31 protein-coding genes are annotated in these 19,330 nt (G+C 33.8%); 5 read left to right on the top strand and 26 right to left on the bottom strand.

The window, feature by feature from the left end; genetic code table 11:
* Positions 1 to 7 precede the first annotated feature (7 nt).
* The 14 genes from AC220I_RS02615 to AC220I_RS02550 all read right to left on the bottom strand — a co-directional run bounded on the left by AC220I_RS02615 (position 8) and on the right by AC220I_RS02550 (position 9,073).
* Positions 8 to 844, bottom strand: a complete 837-nt coding sequence (locus AC220I_RS02615) for an EAL domain-containing protein (protein ID WP_486722255.1) — start codon at positions 842 to 844, stop codon at positions 8 to 10.
* A 129-nt stretch (positions 845 to 973) separates the two neighbouring features.
* Positions 974 to 1,300 carry a hypothetical protein gene (locus AC220I_RS02610; protein ID WP_486722254.1) on the bottom strand — a complete coding sequence of 109 codons (327 nt, stop codon included), beginning with the start codon at positions 1,298 to 1,300 and terminating at the stop codon, positions 974 to 976.
* Positions 1,293 to 2,612, bottom strand: coding sequence for a DNA gyrase subunit A (locus AC220I_RS02605; protein WP_486722253.1), 1,320 nt, complete (start codon positions 2,610 to 2,612; stop codon positions 1,293 to 1,295). The genes AC220I_RS02610 and AC220I_RS02605 overlap by 8 nt, the downstream gene beginning before the upstream one ends.
* The gene (locus AC220I_RS02600) at positions 2,613 to 3,338 is read right to left on the bottom strand and encodes a hypothetical protein (protein WP_486722252.1); all 726 of its coding nucleotides are present in this window, start codon (positions 3,336 to 3,338) and stop codon (positions 2,613 to 2,615) included.
* A 12-nt stretch (positions 3,339 to 3,350) separates the two neighbouring features.
* A complete protein-coding gene (locus AC220I_RS02595) occupies positions 3,351 to 4,229 on the bottom strand; it encodes a radical SAM family protein (RefSeq protein ID WP_486722251.1) in 879 nt (292 codons plus the stop codon).
* Positions 4,230 to 4,237: 8 nt separating this feature from the next.
* Positions 4,238 to 4,918 carry a hypothetical protein gene (locus AC220I_RS02590; RefSeq protein ID WP_486722250.1) on the bottom strand — a complete coding sequence of 227 codons (681 nt, stop codon included), beginning with the start codon at positions 4,916 to 4,918 and terminating at the stop codon, positions 4,238 to 4,240.
* Positions 4,902 to 5,090, bottom strand: a complete 189-nt coding sequence (locus tag AC220I_RS02585) for a hypothetical protein (RefSeq protein WP_486722249.1) — start codon at positions 5,088 to 5,090, stop codon at positions 4,902 to 4,904. Before AC220I_RS02585 ends, AC220I_RS02590 begins: the two co-directional genes overlap by 17 nt.
* A complete protein-coding gene (locus AC220I_RS02580; protein WP_486722248.1) occupies positions 5,091 to 5,480 on the bottom strand; it encodes a hypothetical protein in 390 nt (129 codons plus the stop codon). It lies immediately after the preceding gene.
* Entirely contained in the window at positions 5,477 to 5,824 is a 348-nt protein-coding gene (locus AC220I_RS02575; RefSeq protein ID WP_486722247.1) for a hypothetical protein, read from the bottom strand. The genes AC220I_RS02580 and AC220I_RS02575 overlap by 4 nt, the downstream gene beginning before the upstream one ends.
* Positions 5,812 to 6,213 (bottom strand): hypothetical protein, encoded by a 402-nt coding sequence (locus AC220I_RS02570; protein WP_486722246.1) that lies wholly within the window; start codon positions 6,211 to 6,213, stop codon positions 5,812 to 5,814. The genes AC220I_RS02575 and AC220I_RS02570 overlap by 13 nt, the downstream gene beginning before the upstream one ends.
* A gap of 7 nt (positions 6,214 to 6,220) precedes the next feature.
* A complete protein-coding gene (locus AC220I_RS02565; RefSeq protein WP_486722245.1) occupies positions 6,221 to 6,481 on the bottom strand; it encodes a nucleoside triphosphate pyrophosphohydrolase family protein in 261 nt (86 codons plus the stop codon).
* A gap of 77 nt (positions 6,482 to 6,558) precedes the next feature.
* Complete coding sequence (locus tag AC220I_RS02560) at positions 6,559 to 6,948, bottom strand: hypothetical protein (protein ID WP_486722244.1); 390 nt, start codon at positions 6,946 to 6,948, stop codon at positions 6,559 to 6,561.
* Positions 6,948 to 7,199 (bottom strand): hypothetical protein, encoded by a 252-nt coding sequence (locus AC220I_RS02555; RefSeq protein ID WP_486722243.1) that lies wholly within the window; start codon positions 7,197 to 7,199, stop codon positions 6,948 to 6,950. The genes AC220I_RS02560 and AC220I_RS02555 overlap by 1 nt, the downstream gene beginning before the upstream one ends.
* A gap of 5 nt (positions 7,200 to 7,204) precedes the next feature.
* Positions 7,205 to 9,073 carry a toprim domain-containing protein gene (locus AC220I_RS02550; protein WP_486722242.1) on the bottom strand — a complete coding sequence of 623 codons (1,869 nt, stop codon included), beginning with the start codon at positions 9,071 to 9,073 and terminating at the stop codon, positions 7,205 to 7,207.
* A gap of 71 nt (positions 9,074 to 9,144) precedes the next feature.
* Between AC220I_RS02550 and AC220I_RS02545 the strand changes: the two genes are divergently transcribed.
* The 5 genes from AC220I_RS02545 (at position 9,145) to AC220I_RS02525 (ending at position 12,019) form a co-directional block, all read left to right on the top strand.
* Positions 9,145 to 9,270, top strand: coding sequence for a hypothetical protein (locus tag AC220I_RS02545; RefSeq protein ID WP_486722241.1), 126 nt, complete (start codon positions 9,145 to 9,147; stop codon positions 9,268 to 9,270).
* 110 nt (positions 9,271 to 9,380) lie between these two features.
* Complete coding sequence (locus AC220I_RS02540) at positions 9,381 to 9,842, top strand: hypothetical protein (protein WP_486722240.1); 462 nt, start codon at positions 9,381 to 9,383, stop codon at positions 9,840 to 9,842.
* Positions 9,832 to 10,842, top strand: a complete 1,011-nt coding sequence (locus AC220I_RS02535) for a hypothetical protein (RefSeq protein WP_486722239.1) — start codon at positions 9,832 to 9,834, stop codon at positions 10,840 to 10,842. Before AC220I_RS02540 ends, AC220I_RS02535 begins: the two co-directional genes overlap by 11 nt.
* A 16-nt stretch (positions 10,843 to 10,858) precedes the next feature.
* Positions 10,859 to 11,329 (top strand): SprT-like domain-containing protein, encoded by a 471-nt coding sequence (locus tag AC220I_RS02530; protein WP_486722238.1) that lies wholly within the window; start codon positions 10,859 to 10,861, stop codon positions 11,327 to 11,329.
* Between the two features lie 60 nt (positions 11,330 to 11,389).
* Positions 11,390 to 12,019 (top strand): ATP-dependent Clp protease proteolytic subunit, encoded by a 630-nt coding sequence (locus AC220I_RS02525; protein WP_486722237.1) that lies wholly within the window; start codon positions 11,390 to 11,392, stop codon positions 12,017 to 12,019.
* Here the strand turns inward: AC220I_RS02525 and AC220I_RS02520 are convergent.
* The 12 genes from AC220I_RS02520 to AC220I_RS02465 all read right to left on the bottom strand — a co-directional run bounded on the left by AC220I_RS02520 (position 12,009) and on the right by AC220I_RS02465 (position 19,328).
* The gene (locus tag AC220I_RS02520) at positions 12,009 to 12,542 is read right to left on the bottom strand and encodes a hypothetical protein (protein WP_486722236.1); all 534 of its coding nucleotides are present in this window, start codon (positions 12,540 to 12,542) and stop codon (positions 12,009 to 12,011) included. The two genes, AC220I_RS02525 and AC220I_RS02520, sit on opposite strands and share 11 nt — an antisense overlap.
* 202 nt (positions 12,543 to 12,744) lie before the next feature.
* A complete protein-coding gene (locus AC220I_RS02515) occupies positions 12,745 to 13,269 on the bottom strand; it encodes a dihydrofolate reductase (protein WP_486722235.1) in 525 nt (174 codons plus the stop codon).
* A complete protein-coding gene (locus tag AC220I_RS02510) occupies positions 13,270 to 13,560 on the bottom strand; it encodes a hypothetical protein (protein WP_486722234.1) in 291 nt (96 codons plus the stop codon).
* Positions 13,553 to 13,975, bottom strand: coding sequence for a hypothetical protein (locus tag AC220I_RS02505; RefSeq protein ID WP_486722233.1), 423 nt, complete (start codon positions 13,973 to 13,975; stop codon positions 13,553 to 13,555). Before AC220I_RS02505 ends, AC220I_RS02510 begins: the two co-directional genes overlap by 8 nt.
* Entirely contained in the window at positions 13,975 to 15,915 is a 1,941-nt protein-coding gene (locus AC220I_RS02500) for a BRCT domain-containing protein (protein ID WP_486722232.1), read from the bottom strand. The genes AC220I_RS02505 and AC220I_RS02500 overlap by 1 nt, the downstream gene beginning before the upstream one ends.
* Before the next feature lie 65 nt (positions 15,916 to 15,980).
* Positions 15,981 to 16,307, bottom strand: a complete 327-nt coding sequence (locus AC220I_RS02495) for a hypothetical protein (protein WP_486722231.1) — start codon at positions 16,305 to 16,307, stop codon at positions 15,981 to 15,983.
* On the bottom strand, positions 16,294 to 16,566 hold the full coding sequence (locus AC220I_RS02490) for a hypothetical protein (RefSeq protein WP_486722230.1): 273 nt from the start codon (positions 16,564 to 16,566) through the stop codon (positions 16,294 to 16,296). Before AC220I_RS02490 ends, AC220I_RS02495 begins: the two co-directional genes overlap by 14 nt.
* A gap of 104 nt (positions 16,567 to 16,670) precedes the next feature.
* Positions 16,671 to 17,588, bottom strand: a complete 918-nt coding sequence (locus tag AC220I_RS02485) for a thymidylate synthase (RefSeq protein WP_486722229.1) — start codon at positions 17,586 to 17,588, stop codon at positions 16,671 to 16,673.
* 156 nt (positions 17,589 to 17,744) lie between these two features.
* Positions 17,745 to 17,960 (bottom strand): hypothetical protein, encoded by a 216-nt coding sequence (locus AC220I_RS02480; RefSeq protein ID WP_486722228.1) that lies wholly within the window; start codon positions 17,958 to 17,960, stop codon positions 17,745 to 17,747.
* The gene (locus AC220I_RS02475; RefSeq protein WP_486722227.1) at positions 17,953 to 18,165 is read right to left on the bottom strand and encodes a hypothetical protein; all 213 of its coding nucleotides are present in this window, start codon (positions 18,163 to 18,165) and stop codon (positions 17,953 to 17,955) included. Before AC220I_RS02475 ends, AC220I_RS02480 begins: the two co-directional genes overlap by 8 nt.
* Positions 18,158 to 18,637, bottom strand: a complete 480-nt coding sequence (ybiA, locus tag AC220I_RS02470; protein WP_486722226.1) for a riboflavin biosynthesis intermediates N-glycosidase — start codon at positions 18,635 to 18,637, stop codon at positions 18,158 to 18,160. The genes AC220I_RS02475 and ybiA overlap by 8 nt, the downstream gene beginning before the upstream one ends.
* On the bottom strand, positions 18,621 to 19,328 hold the full coding sequence (locus tag AC220I_RS02465) for a tRNA(His) guanylyltransferase Thg1 family protein (RefSeq protein WP_486722225.1): 708 nt from the start codon (positions 19,326 to 19,328) through the stop codon (positions 18,621 to 18,623). Before AC220I_RS02465 ends, ybiA begins: the two co-directional genes overlap by 17 nt.
* Between the last annotated feature and the right edge of the window lie 2 nt (positions 19,329 to 19,330).

Below are 19,330 nucleotides of genomic sequence, written 5' to 3'. Positions count from 1 at the left end.
CCCCTTTTTATTTGTATGTTAATTTTAAGGTGGGTAAAATTTCAGAGGATAATGGAGTAGGTCTAGAAATAAAATAACCTTGAACATAATCTACGCCAATCTCACTTAACGTCTCTAAAATTTCATATGTTTCAACAAATTCAGCAATTGTTTTAATATTCATAGTCTTGCTAACTTCACAAATAGATTTTACCATTGCTAAGTCGAAAATATCTGTAAGTATGTCCTTGACAAAGTATCCATCAATTTTTAGAATATCAATAGGAAGGGCTTTTAGATAAGTAAATGAAGAAAGTCCACTACCAAAATCATCTAACGAGAATTTACAACCAAGATTTTTCAAAGTATGCATACATTCACTTGCCACTTGTAAATTATCAATTACAGCTGTTTCTGTAATTTCAAAACAAATAGAAGAAGGCTGAATATCATACTTACGAAATTGCTCTATAACAAAATCAACAAAAGTTGGATCGTTTAGTGAATTGCCTGATAAATTAACTGAAAAATTTGCCATACATTCTGTGTCTGCAATCATATCAAAGAGAGTTGAAATAACCCACTTATCAATACTAGACATTAAATTATGTTGTTCAGCAATTGGAATAAAAGCATTTGGAGAAACTAAATTTCCTTGATTATCTCTCATTCGAATTAGAACTTCATAATAGGGTTCCAATTCTAAATTATCAAGTGGAATAATAGATTGATAATACAACTCAAACTGTTCTTGTTTTAAAGCTTTTTTGATAGGCTCAATATCAGGTTGTTTGCAGGTTAAATGACGAATAATCCATCCACCAGTTAGTCCAAAGACAAAAGCAGCAAAAGGTTCGATCGTCATTTTATACAAATTTTAATATAAGAGTAGCAATTGATATGCCCAAATTTATGCTAAGCAGAACTATAAGGGTAATATGAAACTTTCTCAATTTATCAGGTGTAACAACTTCGTTACTGTACGATTTCATTTTTATTCTCCAAATGATTTAACACCAGCATAAGGGTCTGATCGACGAATTTGCTGTTGGGTTATAGTTAACTTTTCTTGTGCTGTTAATCCATTATGAACACAAAGCACAAGTAGATTATTGATATAATAATCCTTAATATTAAGCAATTCAAGCATAACCTTAATGGGAAAACCTTGACGAGTTATACGATCTTCTAAATATATCAATGAATCAATGTAGTCTAAGAATTCTAAACGACCCCAGAAAGTTTCTAATTTTTTCACACAGTGTGGATAAGGTTGTAAGATTTCAATATTGAAATCATATAATGTTTTTGTATTATCCATATTTTTTTAGTACCTCCTTTAACTCAGTTATATAAATGAGTTTACGTTCATTCTCGTCTGTGAGTAATTTTCTATAAGTTTTCATTAACATATTAGCTTCATCAAGTTTTTGCTCAACCTTAATACGTTCATTTTCAGTAAACCGATATACAGGCAAATCTGCAATATAATCGATATTTATTATATTCATACTTTCAAGTAATAACTTCAACTCTTGTCGAGATTCAACCTTCTTAGCAATACCACCCACATTCTTTCGTATTGCTGTAATAATATCTTTGTATCTTTGTATTTCTTTCTCTAGTAAATCTGCTAAGCGTTGATACCGTTTTTCATACCAAGTTAATCGCCAATCAGTGAATCGACGAATTATAGATATAAAATCAGTACTCCAAACTCGAGACCCATCTAAGTCTAATACATTCATATTCTCAGAAACAGAATTGATTAGACCTAAAAGATTTAACATATCCGTTCTATTTGTATCATCAATAACTCCTCGTTTAAATTTAACTTCAATGTCAATTTGATTTGAAGAGTTATCTTCAAAATCGATAATAGTCCCATTATCGAGAAGCTTAATTAAATTGTTAATAAATTTTTCATGAAGTACTCCATAAGGAAGTTTTGTAATAGTAAGTGTTGTACTATTCTTCTTTTTAAATGCACCATGAAAAATCCACTTGTTTGGTTCAATCCACTCAACAGCTGTACTATTTGTTGGAGCAAAATATGGAAAACGATCTTCAATGACTTTTGGTCGCCCACGCAAATGTTGAATTTGACATTCAACAATATCCAACAAAGATCTAGATAAAATATCACTAGCAAATCCAACAGCTATTCCTGATGTTGGGTTAAGTACAGCAATTGGAAGTAATGGTAAAAAATGAACAGGTTCCTCTGTAGTACCATCATAATTTTCTTGCATAGGAATGATTTCAATATCTTTGAATAAGACATCTTTTGCAAATTCAGAAACTTTGACACTTGTATAACGACTAGCACCATATTCGTTTGGACTAAGTAATGTACCAAATGCACCTATACCATCAAGTAAAGGAATATTATTCCCAAAAGGTGCAGCTAACGTGTCAATTGTTGTTTCGGGACTTGCATGAGGATGAATTGGCATTGTTGCCCCAGCAAGAGTAGCACTTTTATATTTCTTACCATCTCTTGCAGTCCACAATACACGACGAGCAGCAGCTTTTAACCCATCAGTTAAAGCTGGAATTGCACGCATTTGAAGTACATATAAACTGTACTCTTTACGTTGATCGTCTACATATTCTGAACTTTCAGGTTTCATTTAATCCTCATAATCAAAGTTTTCAGACTGCAAAGACTTCAATAATAATACTGTATCTTCAGGACTAGAAATTTTACTTGTTTGACCATTCTCATTTAGAATAGTTACTTCTAGATAATTATTTAACTTGTTATTATACATCTGTACTTTAATACGAATGTCTTTTATGGTACCACGATCTAGTGATGCAGCCCCACCATATCTTGCATTTATATATAGTACCTTATCATCTAATTCAAGCTCGTTACCTTCACGATCCTTAATAATAAGGTTTTCTAATGCTTTTAATTCAGCAGCTTTTTTATCCCACTTCTCCCATTTTGTTGGACCTTCATAGTCAGGTAAATAATTCATTCCATCAGAATGGAGACTACATTTAACTTTATTTTGTCTTCCTTCCCATCGAAGAATTACATACATTGAAATATCACAATCATAATATCCATCATCCTTAGTATGGCTTGACCAACTATTTGGTTGCCATCTAGGTTCAGTTTTGTTCCAAAATGGAAGTTCGCGGTAAGTTTCAGTAAATGACATATCCATTTGTGCAATATAAGCAATAGAACCTTTTCGTTCACCTTCTTTGAATTCTACGTAGACCTTTTCGCCTTTCTCCATTTTATGTGCAATTTCATCATACATCTTTCGATATTCATCGAAAGCATCTTTGGTTGGTGCATCTTTACGACGACTTAGAGATTTTCTTTTTATATTATCAGCCATTTATATCTACACTTATACAAACATTCCACAACTAGCCTTAACGTCATATCCAACTCGTTGAATAACTTTAACTCTACCCTCGTTTCCAAGCATATCTTGTAATAACCCAGCATTTTGATGAACATATTTTGATTCTTTACCTTGATTACTCGAATAAGGATTGTATCGTACAATGTTTATTCTTGGATTTTTAAACTTACGAACAGCATAAGCAAGTTCTTTGACATCTTCAACACTATCATTTTCATCTTCAATAAAAGCCCAATGAAAAACAATATTTCCACCCTTATCTTGAAAATCTTTTAATAATTCTAAAGATTCATTAACATCTTTTGCTTTTGGTAACCAACGTTTCCTAAAATGTGGATCTAAACTATACAAAGAGTAGTAAATGTAAGTATCATCTAATAAGTATTGGTTCAATGTTATAATACTTTCAGGAATGATTGTTGATAATTTGAACTTAAATTCAAAGTCATTCCATCCATATCCAAAACAATAATCATCAACTATATCAATTAGGTTACGTCGTAATTCTAACCAATGGTGAACATGTGGGTTAACTAAGGGCTCACCACGAGCCATAAAATTAAAATATATAGCTTTTTCTGTCATCTCTTCAGTTGGATAAGTACTACGATAGTGGTCTAATACAACTCTAGTCTGATCATGAAATTCTTCAAGTGTTGTTTGATCAAACTCCGTTTGTTTTGATTGCGTTAGATGACAAAAACGACAAGAGTATTGGCATCCATTCTGGGATGACAAATAACAAATAAAGTAATCATCATTACGTTTTACAAATCGTGATTCGATGTTTGATTTGTTTTTTGGAAAAACAAAATTGACTGAATTATCCTCAAGAGAATTCATGTGTTTAAAATCGTGCATTTTAACTCCTAGCGAAAATCAACTAATGCTTCAAAGCGTGATCTTCCAATTGTTTTATGTAGTTCTAGTAGATTAATTGGCGTGTAGTCGATAACTTCAACACTAACATTTATATTTTGAATGTTAGCTAAATTTTCATTGTTATGAATATGACCATGAATATTAATCATGGGTTTTGGTAGATTTTCCATTGGATAGTGTGTGAAGACATAGTCTATATCTTCAATTGAGAAATAATGCAATAAATGAATTTCATCAAAATGAAGTTTACGTAATTTCTTTTTATTGAAATCATGATTACCAACAACTAAAATTTTATAGCCATTTAACTGATGAATAATCTCATTTAATAGTGAGTCAGCTTGAAACCCAACATCACCAACCCAAATACAAACATCATCAGGTTGTACTACAGATTGATAGTTTTCAATCATAGATTGAGACATAATATCAAGGTCAGTATACGGGCGATCACAAAAACGAATAATATTTTTATGACCAAAATGTTGATCACTCCACACCCAAATTTTTTCTTTGGGGAATGAATGTAAATCGAAAGGTTGATTTTGGTAAGTAGATTGAATTCCTTCCCAAAGATGAAGATGTCTTACCCTTTGTCGAGGATTTTTATCACCGTAAGTAACAGTTTTACCTAAATCTTGTAGATATAAATCACGTAAATTTTCCATCTTTCTTATCTTGCACCAGTTTTTCATATTCATTAATCTTATATTGTCCTCTATCTACTCCTTCAACTCCACACTTTTTACAAATCCATGGATATTGGGGAGGAGAAGACATTAAGGTAGTACCTGAATACACTTTATGGTGCTCACATTTTTTCTCTTCTAAATTACTCATTTATAATTCCCATTTCAACTTATGTCGTCTTATCATTTCTGGTGATGGATTATCAAATAACTCAATCCACTGTCTTGAGTATTGTACTAGATCTAAAATTTCCTCGTCAGATAAACGAGGAATAACTTTTAATAAATCTTGCGCACGTTCTGGTCTAGCACCAATAATATTATATATGGCTTCAAAAAGTTCTGTTAATACCGACATACTGGAACCTGTAATTTCTACCCAACTTGTACCATCATATATGTAAACACTACCTGTATCTGTACACATCATAGTGTCTCCAGTATTTGCATGTGTTGGTAGTTGTTTTGCAGTTTTGACTGGCGATTTCCAATTCATCCCCATTGAAACGGCATTAAGATTTGCGGCAGATACTGTGCTCATACTTTCCACTTTATTTTATGTAAACGTGTTAACTTTTCATCTGGGTCTTTAATCATTTTAATAGCCCCTTCTGCAACTACTACAAATATCTTAGCAGCTTCATGAGATAGTCCTTCAAGTTGTAGTGAACGAGTATTTCGATATCTTTCAACATCTAAAATACTATATGTTAGTTTATTCCAATCAGCAGGATATCGTGAAATAGATTCAGTAATAGCCTCAACTATCGCCACTTTTTCTTCGTGTGTAATAGTGTTTGGTAGCTTAAACGCATCACTATAGACTAGGGCTGATATAGCATATCCAATAGTCCCAGATAGCATATGTCGATTTATAATATCCATTTCAATTTATGTCTTTTCATTTGTTCATCAGTAGGAGTTGCAAATGCCTGAATAGCAACAGGAGAAGCTTCAATCAACCTAAAAGCAACTTCATCATATAGATGTAATGGTAGTTCAATTAACATTTCTGGACGCAATAAGGACCAAGCCAAATCTTTTTTGTGTTGCTCAACTTCAACTTCCATAAACGTTGTTAGAATAGTCTTTCCAACAGCTCTATCTAAAATAATATCGAGTAGTTCCCAAATTGGTAGGTCAGGAAAATCAGCTTTACATGATTCTAAAGCGTATCTAAAATCACTAAGATCTGTAGATAAACCAAACAAACTACCATGTGGATGCTGCATTGGTTGAACACCAACCAATTCCGTAGCAAGTGTCCGTGGCATAATTTGTCTAATTAGGGGAAGAAGTACTTTCTTCACGGATTTGCTGTTGTCGTTGTCGCTCATAATGTTCTAATTTCTTTGCAACTCTTTGTTGTTTTTCATATATTTTATCTTGAACTAATTCTTCACCATAAATGTATGCAAGTTGATGGCACATTAATAATACATCAGCAATCTCACTGACTATTTCTTCTACAGGTGCTCGTTTTGGTCGAAATCGAATTCGTGACAAAACTTGAATTAATTCACTTGCTTCTTCGATTGTCATGTGGATTTGAGATTCTTCTCCCCACATATCTATGCATCGTTTTAAAATGTCTGGGTCTATATCTAACCAATGTACCATTATAATTTCCAAATAAGTTTTTGAGCTCTTAATTGTTTCTCAGTAGGATCAGTAATAACCGATATACCCAGTGGACTAGATTCAATAATTTTAAGAGCAATATCATCATATTGATTCAATGGACAATCTCTTAATTGATCCATCGGAATTTTAATATCTTCATGGTGTAGTTGAACAGGTGGAAAATTAGACCACAATTCAAGATTTTCAGCAATTAATAGTTCAACTACATCCTTAATAGGCTTGAACATGGAATGCATTACTTCTAAATCGATTTCTTTTTGAATCTCAGCAGCCATTTCAACAGCAAGATTATCTTCAAAGTCAGCTATTGATTTAAGATCATCTATTGTTGAAATAGTCCATGAAGCTTGTAACTTCCTACCCATTATTTCCAATCTCCCATCAAAGATTCAAGATAAGCAACTCTTTTCTCCAACTCTTCAACTTTCTTTACTCGTTCTTCTAGTTGTTGTAATTGCGGAATTACTCCAGGTTTTTTACCATCAGTAATTCTACGGTCCGTTCCAAATTGTTTGGCTTGTTTCTGCATGTATACCTCTAACGTGTGTTCACAGTATCCTTCAGTTTGTCCACACACTGGGCAATTTCCATCTCTGCAATTATCATAATGTCCCATTTTTTTTACTCCTCATCTTGTAACCACGATTTACGTTTATTTGCATCGGGTCCAAATAGTAATTCTAAAGTTGTATTGAGTTTACCATCATCAATTATTGGTATCAAGGTATCTGTTTGTCCATCTAAAATCATTTTCCAATCTTCTTGAACCATACTACCAAGCCCTTTATAATAGCTAATCTCATATCCTTTATACTTATGTTTTACTTTTTCATAGTCATTTCTTGATGTGAAATGAATACGCTTCGTACCCTTAACGGCTACAACATTTGGAGCAATAAGTCGATGAACGATTGGTTCATAATCTTGATCAAACAACTCAGGCCAAAATTGGAAAAAGATATTAACTAATAATGTAAAAATATCATTACCATCATAGTCTGCATCAGTTGCAATAACTATTTTTCCATACCTTAAATTTCCACGCAAAGCTTTTTGACCAGGAACTAATCCAATAGATGTTAGTAAGTCAGTAATTTTTCCTGCTTTTAACAATTGAGCAACAGTCATCCCATAAACATTATTCACTTTACCAGTTAATGGAAATGAAGCAGTAGTTGCAGGATTTCGGACTGATGTAATTGAAGCAGCCGCAGATTTACCTTCAGTAATCAGCAACTGACAATCAAATCGATTCTTACTTGTTGCATCATTTAGCCCAAGAATCTTTTTACGAGATTGTTTAGCCATTTCTTTAACGGCTTGTTTATTTGCAGTAATATGATGCCTATCACATGCACGTTCAAGAACATCTTCTAACCACTTCTTATTCTTACGAGCAAATGAACTCCACTGATTATCAATATAATCTTTAAATTCTTTTCGTAGATTTGGACCAGTTAATCTTGTTTTACTTTGAGCATCATATTCTGGGTTTGCAATTTTCATGTTGCCGATAACAAGAAGATTTTGTCGAACATCATTTTTTGTTACCTCACATTTTTGTTTTTTCGCTGCTGTGGCTAAATGGTCAACAGCTTTGGCGTAGAACGCATTAAGAAATTGTGTATTACATATTCCTCCGTCGAAAAGAAGAGACGAATTTACATATGTGAAGATTTGTTCATCTATATTTTTGTTTACATCAAATATAACAAAGAATTCCATATCGTCTGCTTCAAACTTGAAGTATTGGTTAGACATAGATTTAACAATGTCTTCAAACCCTTTCTTGAAGACAAACTTCTCATCATTATATTGAACCTGAATACCTGGATTTGTGGCAGCAATTTCTATTGCTCTATTACGTAGTAGGACATTGGGTAATTTAATATCTTTAAATACGGAAGGATCAAGGGTAAATTCTACTTGTGTTCCAGTTTTTGCTTTTGGACCTGTTATAATTTTTGGTTTGAATGTTTTATCTGATAAGAATCGTTGGGTATACTTTTTACCCTCCCGATTAATAGTAACGTTAAATTCCGTACTACAAATACGAGTCAAAGATACCCCCATACCATTCATTCCAATAACCCCGGCTTGACGATCGTCAGAAAAATTTCTTCCTGACCTCAAAGAATCAAACACAACTTCGGGTGTATACTTACCTGTTTCGTGCTTACCTATTGGAACACCTCGACCAGCATCTTGAATTTGATAATACCCAATTTGTGGATCAGCTAAAATCGTTATAAGTGGTTTTTTGGGCATATGTTGAGTGTATTCATCAACTACATTGTCCAAGCATTCACCCACAGCTTTATAAGTTGCAGGAACAAACGTAACATCTGTCACACTAAAAGTATCATTATATAGTGGTATTGTATATGTTGCTGGATTATTACTTCCAAGGTATACAGAAACACGTTTTTTAACGTGTTCGACATCACTAAGGACTTGTATATCAGTTTCGTTATATGATTTTTTTCTCATAATTCTTTGATTTTTCCAATAAACGGTATTGGAACTACTTATAAATAGTTTAAACTAATTGGAGGTATTTAATGGCTAATCAAATTGACACACAAGAATTTATTCGGCGAGCAACACAAAAACACGGTACCACATATGATTATTCACAAGTTAATTATACACACAATAAAACATGTTCTTGGTCACTTAATGCTTGAATATCTCTACCAGTATAATCGTCTTTTTTCTTTGTCATAATTTTTCCATTATATATGTTTACATTTCAGGAAACAACTCGTATACTTAAATTTTTAGTGAGGAATTTAGTATGCAAAAACAAACAATTGTCGAGGTCAAAACATCAAATGGTGGAACAGAACGTATTTTAGTTGATTGTGATGTTGTTGCTAAGGCAACAAAAATGGCCGTAAAAGTTTTTCCTAATGGTGGATTAGGAGTATACAAAATTGATGACAAAATTGTTACTAATCCGAAAAATAAAGATGGCAAAAAAAGGAAATCTGCACATGGACACTCGATAAGTTATTACCTATATGGTAAGTCTCATTTACGTAGACAAAAAGGTGCAAGCAATCGTAACTTCACTCGTGAAACCTTTGGTATTAATACAATACCTAATACAATACCTAATACAATACCTAATACAATACCTAATACAATACCTAATACAATACCTAATACAGCTTCTAAGTTAGTAACTGTGACACTTAATGGTCATCAAATAACTGCGACTGTTGAGGTAATTCGTCAACTTATTAATGAAAGGTAAATCTCTCGAAGAAGTAATTCGTCAATATATTCCAATACCAGCCATGCCCACAAATCAAGGTTGGTATCGTGTACTCTGCCGAAAGTGTATGGACCATGGTCGTAAAGGAAAGAGAGCAGGGTTTCGTTTTGATGGAGATGTCGTTGGTTATCATTGTTTCAATTGTGGGGCTAATCCAAAATATGATCCTCATGAACAGACTAAAGTCTCAAAACAAATGGAAGAAGTTCTAACAGCTTTTGGGGTGCCACCTGAAGAACTAAATGCTGTAATGTTTAAAGCACTTCAAGAACGAGGACAGTCTACAGATCATGTTCCTGAATCCACTCTCAAACTTGAACCTCAAGAAATTGAACTTCCATATCATTTCTATAAATTAGGGTCAAAAGAAAATGACAAATATACAGAATTAGCTGAATACTATCTTGAAGAAAGAGGCTTAGACCCTTATGCATATCCATACTATCTCTCTGATGGTGGTAAAGAAAAATGGAATCAAGACTGGAAAGCAAGGTTAATCATTCCATTTTACAAAAACAACAAATTAATTTTTTATCAAGGTAGGGATCTCCTTGATTCTCGTACAAATAAGTACAAATCTGTTGACGTTTCACGTGATAATATTTTCTACGGTTACGATCAAATCACTAAATACTCTCAAGATCCACTCTATGTATTAGAAGGATACTTTGACGCTAATGTCGTTAGTGGGGCTGCTTCTCTCAGTAATGAGCTTACAGAACATCAGCTTGAAATCTTACGACGTTCACCACGTCCAAAAGTAATCATCCCAGACAGACATGGAAGTGGATTTGTAATGGCTAATCAGGCAATTCAGGAAGGCTGGAGTGTCAGTATTCCGCCTGATCATGACTTCGATGCAAAAGATATTAGTGACGCCATGAAGAAATATGGTAAATTATATGTTTTACGTATAATTAAAGAAAATATTGTGTCTGATTTTGAAGCAAAAACTAGAATTCGTCTTTATTTAAAATAAAGATCCTGGAGGTTGATTGGAATCAACCAAAGAAAATGGAAGTATGCAAAAAGTAAGTGTCAAATATGCACGAGCTAAGATAAAGGATCACATACGAAAACGCGGAGAAGAATACTGTATTGACATTTCGAAAGAAATGGTTGTATTTTGGTTTCGTTATCTTAACGCTGCAATATTCAATAACAAATTGGAGATGCCCCAATCTATTACCGTCTTCCAACCACGTTATGGGGAAGATGCTGCTCTTGGGTATTGTCGGTACATTAAAAAAGACTCATATCATATGGGCATCTGTAGTGAATTTGATGATAGAAAAACTTTCCTTACTGTGCTAGTGCACGAAATGGTACACTTGTGGCAACTTCAAAAACGTACTTCTTACCCTTTTATTAAACGCATGACACACGGTAAATCTTTCTATGAATGGGAGGATAAAATCAAGAGAACCATAGGGTTACCGCTGAATGAATACATAGACGTTTGGTAAAATCTTCATATATATAGTTATAACGATCATACTTTCTTGGTCGTGTATGAGGGTACTCGTGTGGAAGAAAATACCGAACAAGAAATTAAACCTAATGACGAACCTAGAGCCTTTCAATACTATGAACAGCCTCTAACAAGTCGTCTTCATACCTTTTATCTCACTGGTGAAATTTTAGAACCACAACACTACATTGATATGTTTCACAGAATCAGAACAGCCAATCCACAAGATCTGATTTACATTATTTTGAACACTGGTGGTGGTGTTCTCGATACAGGTGTACAACTTATCAACTGCATGCAAAACTCACCAGCTAAATGTATTACTGTACTTGAAGGTGAATGCCATTCTTTGGGAACAATTATTTTTCTTTCTGGTGATGAATTTATTGTCAATGATCACGGTTTAATGATGTTCCACAATTTTAGTGGTGGTGTGTTTGGAAAAGGTAATGAGCAAGTTGCACAGTTAGAAGCTACTGTTAAGTGGTTCAGTAAAATGATCAAGAAAATCTACTACCCCTTTTTGAGTGAAGATGAAATTGATCGTTTGTTAAAAGGTGAAGATCTTTGGATGGATTCTGATGAAATTAGAAAACGTTTGAAGAATATGATTAAAATCTTAAATGAGCCAAAGAAGCCCGCTGCTAAAAAGAAACGGGCTCCTCGCAAAAAAGCTACTCAGTAAAACCTAGAAAATCATCATCAGTAGTAGGACCTTCATATCGTAAACGTCCTAAGTCTGTCATACATTCCTTGTAAGCATGACGTGCTGATTCTTTTCGATTAAAATTACTGCGATAAATGTCTCGAGCAACTCTCATTCGAACAACTTTTTCAGATCGTTCAACATTTACTCCAGCTTCAATTCGATTAAGGATTGTATCAATTGGTGTGCTAATTTTCTTATCCTGAAAAACAAAAGCACCAAACATACCATAATCAAAACAAGCATTAACCAACTGGTCAAGCTTATCGAGAAACTCATCATTGTCAGGTGCAACAATTAATAATCGATATTCCTTGATTGGAAAATTGTACATTTCACCAGGACCAGGAACTCGGAAGACCATTGGATAACCAATATCACGATGGAAGGCTTCACGTTGTTGATGAAGCATTTCAGGAGTTAACCCTGCATGAGGGTTTACAGGATCGGCAGCACAAGATAGTGTAAACAAACTAAAAAATATAAGTGTTAAAAAACGCATTACTATTCCTCGAATTTTCTGACTATACAACTTACCTGTCGTTCAAGCCACTTAATGGCACTTTCAGAAGTCGAAAGTGTTGTGTTAGTCTCTTCACTTCCATTTTTTAGAGATACTTTAAAATTGTTTGTATCCTGTTTTTGTATATAATATGTTATTTTTCCAACTGGAGTAGGGATAGAACCAGACTGAAATATTCTCATTAACGCACTCTCTCATATGTAACAAAATATAAATCTTTTTCTTGACGACCATCTACAATTTTAAAGTTTTTTCTCAAATAGTCAATTTGAAATTGCTTATTGCATTGGTAATCTTTATCTATAATAGTTATATATGCTGTTTCGATAAATGGAAGGGTCTCTAAAAATAACTGTGCACCACCTATGATAAAAACTTCATCCTCTTCTTTATGATCATAAAGAGCTAACCTCCAATTTTCATACTTGGTTGCAAGTTTGGGTTTGTAATCAGGGTTACGAGAAACAACTATACTCTCACGTTTTGGTAAAAGTGCTTTTGGTTTCTTAGCACGTTTCAGAGTAATTGATTCAATCTCCTCATACGTCCTTCGTCCCATTATGAGAGTTTTATCTTTTGTAACATTTTGAAAGTGTTTAAAATCAGAAGGATATTCATTCTTTCCATTTTCGTCCACCCATGGAATTCTACCATCCTTACCCATTCCACCATACATGTCTAAACAAACAATAGCTGATAATTTCATTTAATTACACCGAAAAAGGACTGCATTTTCACCATTAAAAGTAGGTATTTTAACATCCTCATAATCAAAATAAAGGATAACACAAGTTTCATCAAACTCTGTTTTGATTACTTTCACTTTAACAACCGTTTCAAAATCAAATTCCTGAGAAGAAGATACTTTTCCAAAGATTGATTCAAAGTGTTGATCAGCAAATTCGTTTTCAGCATCAACATCTGCTTGCACCTTTTCGATACCAAGCATACAAGCTGTTACTACAAGAATTATTAATAATATTAAATCTTTAATCATGTTGCTCCTCACTATTAAAGAAATGTTGGTAAGCTAAAACTTTTTTCTGTAAGAAAGAACCCAGATTTTGGTTATCTTTTAACATAATCTGGAATAACCGAAATACTGGATAGTTTAAAAGAACAGCTATAATAGGTGCAAACCAAACTGTAAAAATGTAAGGAATTAAACACAAATTACCAATACCAACACCAAGTAAGTACATATTGTAATACTGAGCATTTCGATGATAAAAATAAAGTTTTTGAACTACTACTTGTTCAAATTCTTCCACATCTTTTTCAGACATTTCTTTTTGATGAGGAGCGAATCGTTTAACCCACTCTGTCAAAAATCGTTGTGCTGAATAAATTTGGAACCAACAAGTAATAGCTAAAATATTGAATCCGATAAAGATTAAAATCACTCCAAGCATTACAACATACCTTTAAGTTCGTCAATACCAATAACACTCACTCCCTTATCACGAGCTTTTTTCAATTTACCTGAATTGCTGTTTGGATCTTTAGCAACAACTAAAGTTGTTTTTCCACTAAATGCATTTTGAATTTCACCACCAGCTTCTTCCACCAAAGACTGTAGCTCTTTGTCACGAAAACCAGTGAATACTACTTTTTGACCTTCCATATTACCTCCAGATTTCTGGTTAAGATTAGTCACTTGAACCTGAACATAATCAGGTAATTGATTGTAAAAATTGTAATAACGTGGAGCACCTTCAACTATCTTTTCAGCAGATTTCATTTCAAATCCTTCCACAGCAGTTATATACTCTACATCATTAATGATATGTAGGTGCAACTCCTCAGTTCCATATGCTTTTTCCAACTTCTTAAATTTGCGACGACCGATTCCACGACCAAAATATGGTAAGGAACCCATTAAGATATGTAATGGGATATTTGATAGTTTATCTTGTAAACCATCATAAATGATTTGTCCTTTTTTACCAATCACTAACTTCCAATCATTTTCAGTAAAGTTTAGGATCGATAACAGAGCATTTGTAAAACCATTAGTGTTACATCCTTTGTACTCTAAAGCTTTTCGTACACTACCTTCTTTAAGGTGTGGAGCTTCAATTGATGCAAAAAAATCAATAAGTTGTTGAGCCATTACTTCATCATGTTCATGAAAATTATCCATAATTGCATCAACACCAGTTTCATTCCAATGCCAATCTCCATCAGGCATTTGTGCTGTCGTACCTTGAATAACATTTTGGATAAAAGGAATAACGTCACCACTTCTTGTGATTTCAATTATTGCTCCAGGACCTATATTATTATCCAATATAAACTTAGCATTAAAACCAGTTGCATTTCTTACAGTTACACCAACAAGTTCAGTAGGTTCAATGTTGACTTGAGGTTTCCAATAACCGTGTTTGGAAATATTCCAAGTTACACCTTCACATTCAACTCTTGCTATATTGGAGGCATCTGCTACTTTATACTTAATAGCATATTCAGGATTGAGAGTCTCACGAGTTGGATTCATTCTATTACGAACTCCAACACTATCCACTTCAATTACAATTCCATCGATTGCAAAATCTGATTGTTCACGTCGAAAATCAATATGATTTGCTAAAATTTCATCAGTTAATTCATTACCAAGCAGTATTGTATAAGGAACAACATTAAAATTATTTCGTTTTAACTTTTCTAACTGTGCTGACTTCGAAAGAGAATTTTCACCCAAAACCTCATAAGCAACTACAGACATGTAATCATAAACAAATTCTGGATTTTCTTTTCGATTCATCAAACCTGCAACCATATTACGTGCATTTTTGTATTGGTCTTTTGAGGAATGACGTGTAACTTTTTCACGTACTTTTTGGAAATTGGTTTCATCAACTTCAATCTCAGCTCGTACAACCATACGACCATTAACTTGTTGAGGAACATTAGCAATTTTTGAGATGTGACGTGAAATATCTGCTCCTTCAGTACCATTTCCACGAGAGTAAGCAATTTGGAATTTGCCATCATTATCGTAAACTAATAAACAACTAATTCCATCCATTTTGTCAGACACAACACATTGTACTTCTGATAAACGATTTTTTGTAACCCACTCTTCTATTTCACCAATTTGAATTTGGTTTAAACTTCCCATTTCAAATGGGAGTTTAACTTTACCACCACGAACGTCACTACCAACTCCAATTAAGTATGGATTGGTAGGATCGGATAATTCAAGGTAGCGACGAAGAGCATCGTACTCTTCATCTGTTAGAAAACTTTCATCGTCATTATGATACTGATCATCAGCAGTTTGTAGTACTTCCACAATATCTTCGGAAGGATGATTTTCAAAATCAAGAAAAATATCATATAAACTGTTCATTTGACACCAATAGTAATTTAAGTTATATAACTACTATACAGTGAAATAGGGGGAGGGTCAACAGGTTAGTTTTTTAATCCTACACCAAAAGTATACACTAATTTGGTGGTATTTAAACAGTGAGATTGTTTAAACTCAATATTGAGGGTGTATATAGATTGAGCAATCATTTCAGGAGAGTTGTTTCTTTTATCACTATAAATTTTCCAATGATCAATTTGTCCTTGAGATTTATGATCCTCCATAACAATATCAATGAACTCCAAAGACATTATACGAATTGTTGGATCTTCCCAATTAGCTTCTTCAGAAATTAATTCATCAATTACATATTCATCTATAGCTTTTACTAATGTTTTAGAATTTACATTTTTGTGTTTAGTTCGAATCATTTCTATACATCTCATATAGGAGTTCTGTAATTGTTAAACAATTTGTTTGACGAAATCGAACAATTATAGCAATTAGACCATTGCGTTGTTTGAAGTCTTCATTATTATTGCGTTGGTCACATATGATTTGATAAGCTTGAATTTTGTCATGAGCAAGTAAGTCTTCCATATATTCTGTAATCAAACGAGTTACATTTTGAAGTACTGGATTATTAATAACCCCAACAGTTGGCAAACGGCTTAGTCGTTCATGGATCATTCCTTGAACTCCACGAACGACATGCTTTCCGTTAATGTTTTTCTTACGAAAAACAATAGTATATCCTGGTACTTTTATAGGGCTCATACCCTATTTATATTAAGTCACACAGAAACTTGGGCTTTTATCGTACCATGACTTACATAGTCAAGAATTTGAAAATCTTCAAATTTAAAATCATCAATTTCTGTAACATCTTGATTTAAGTCAAGAAAAGGTGATGCAAATGGTCGTCGAGTTAATTGCTCAGCAACTTGATCAAGATGGTTGTGATAGATGTGTACATCACCACCATTCCATATAAATTCACCTGGCTGTAAATTTGCAATTTGGGCTAACATGTGTAATAAAATGCTATACTGTGCGATATTAAAGGGAACTCCCAAGAACAAATCACAAGACCGTTGATTAAGCATTAACGACAATCGCCCATTCGCAACATAGCACTGAAACGTATAGTGACAAGGTGGTAAGGCTTGTTTACCGTTTGCAACATTTTCAGCAAAGGTTTTATCGTCTCTGGGTACTAATGTAGGGTCCCAAGCAGTTACGAGCATTCGACGATCATCTGGGTTATTTCGAAGTAGATAAATTAAACGAGCTAATTGATCAGACTCTTCAAACTTAGAATGAAGTAATACCGATGGAGGATCGGTTTGCCAATCAATCTCTGAATCAACCTGTGTTAATCTTTGCCAGTGCCTCCACAATACACCATATACAGGTCCAAGATTACCATCTTCGTCAGCCCATTCATTCCAGATACGGACACCATCTGCTTGTAGTTGTTTAATGTTACCACCATCACAACCACGAATATACCACAGCAATTCGTGAATGATTGCTTTGGTAAACATTTTCTTTGAAGTTAATAGAGGAATGGTACCATCACTTAAGTCAAATCTCATTTGTTGACTAAAGAGACTATACGTTGCAGTACCTGTTCGATTTTGTTTTAATACACCTTCATTCTGAACTTTCTGAAGAAGATTCAGGTATTGTAGATCGTGGTATTGTGTCATTATTATTCTCCTGTTCACTGTGATATTCTTTTATATGTGCTTCAATATTCTTTACACGAGCCCCACACTTCATACATTGAATACAACAAGGCATGATATGTTTTACTGATGGATCTCTATGACAAGCACAATGACACTCATCTCTGCCCCAACTCATCATGATCGTAACTCCGCAAAATATTGTTTAATCTTTTTCTGACGAAATATAGTAAATCCAAGAAGTGCACCCATTATAGAAGCAACTAACATCCAACCATCAGATGGTAGATGTGCAAAGACAGTTAGTACAGCATAAACTCCACACCCAAACCAAAGTGAATCCATCATAAGTCTATAAACAAAACCTAAGAATTCTTTACCTAAATTAGACATCATCTTCCTCTTGTTCAATTTCATATAACTCATCCATGCGAACCCATTTAGTCCATTCACCATCATTTCGGTTGGCGGGTTTAATTTCGTGTTTGATATCATAAGTCACAATATTTCCTTTGCGTGACTTACGAATTAATTCACGTTTAGCTGTTTGACCAGTCAAAACAACCTCAACTGCATCATATACAAAACGTTTAGTCATTATCCCACTCAACATTAAATTCTTCTTCCAAACGAAAACGTTCACGAAGTTGCATTAAAACTATACCAAGATTATTTTGACCTACACCTCTACAAACACCCCAATAAGTATCTCCCCAGGTATTTCCTTCGATAAGTTCAGCATCTTTTGTGTCTAACAAACGTTTACGTAAGTAAGCATTCTGGGTAAATTTAGCCAAACATATATCATACATAAGTTGAAACTTAATTTCATCCCAATCAGGACGCATTGTTACTTCACGACCAGCTCTTTTTGCTTGGCCTGCAGATGGTGCATTACGAACCATTTCTTGCTCTGCAGGAATAAGTGTTTTCAAGGATTGATAAGCATGTTCACTTGTTGGATAGGTAATACCTTCAAACATAAATTTACTGTAGTAAAAATTACTCAGAAAATCATATTCACCATTAAAGCGATCAATAACTGGTCTATCTTCAAACACTTGCATCATCTTGTTCTTCCAATAGAAACTTCTCAACATAATTTCTTTGTTGAGTAAAGATTGGGATCTGTGCATCAATTCCATACTGATGTACTCCTGTCCCTCTTTTCTTCCATGTTTCAAGATCGTTCCAATTGACATTGTGTTCTGCCATTAACATATCTTGAACTTGACTGACGTTTTTATTATTCATTTGGTTATGTGAAAAATAAAAACGCCCAAGCATTTGGATGCTGTTACGTGTTGCGTCTTGTTGACGCCAGATAAAGTAGTTTGTCACCTCCTCACGAGGAATGTTGAACACGCGAGCATCAAACAATGCTAATGAGAAATTGTAGTTTTCATTTGTTACAGCTTGATTAAAATAACCTGTTGCCATACTAGCCGATACACTTGCCATTTTCTGAACTTTAGCATCAAACCATTGATCAGTTTCAAGTTTCTTCCAATCATTTAAGAGAATTGAAATTTCATCAGATTGGGTGTATGCAAATACAGCATTTTGAATATTGTTTAGTAAAGACTGGGTAGTGTATGTCATAGCCCAATGCATAACATCACTAAAAGGTCCTTCACGTAAAGAAGCATCAAAATTTGGAAGTTGTTTTGTCCAAGTATGAAATGCTTTACCATCAAGTCTAATTATAACTGGTGTACGACGAAGTAACTTACTTTGACTTGTTGCTTCGTAACCTTTCATTC

This window comes from Fusibacter sp. (genome assembly GCF_057447755.1).
The sequence above is the reverse complement of the archived record's forward strand: the minus strand, read 5'-3'. Positions and strand labels throughout refer to the sequence as shown.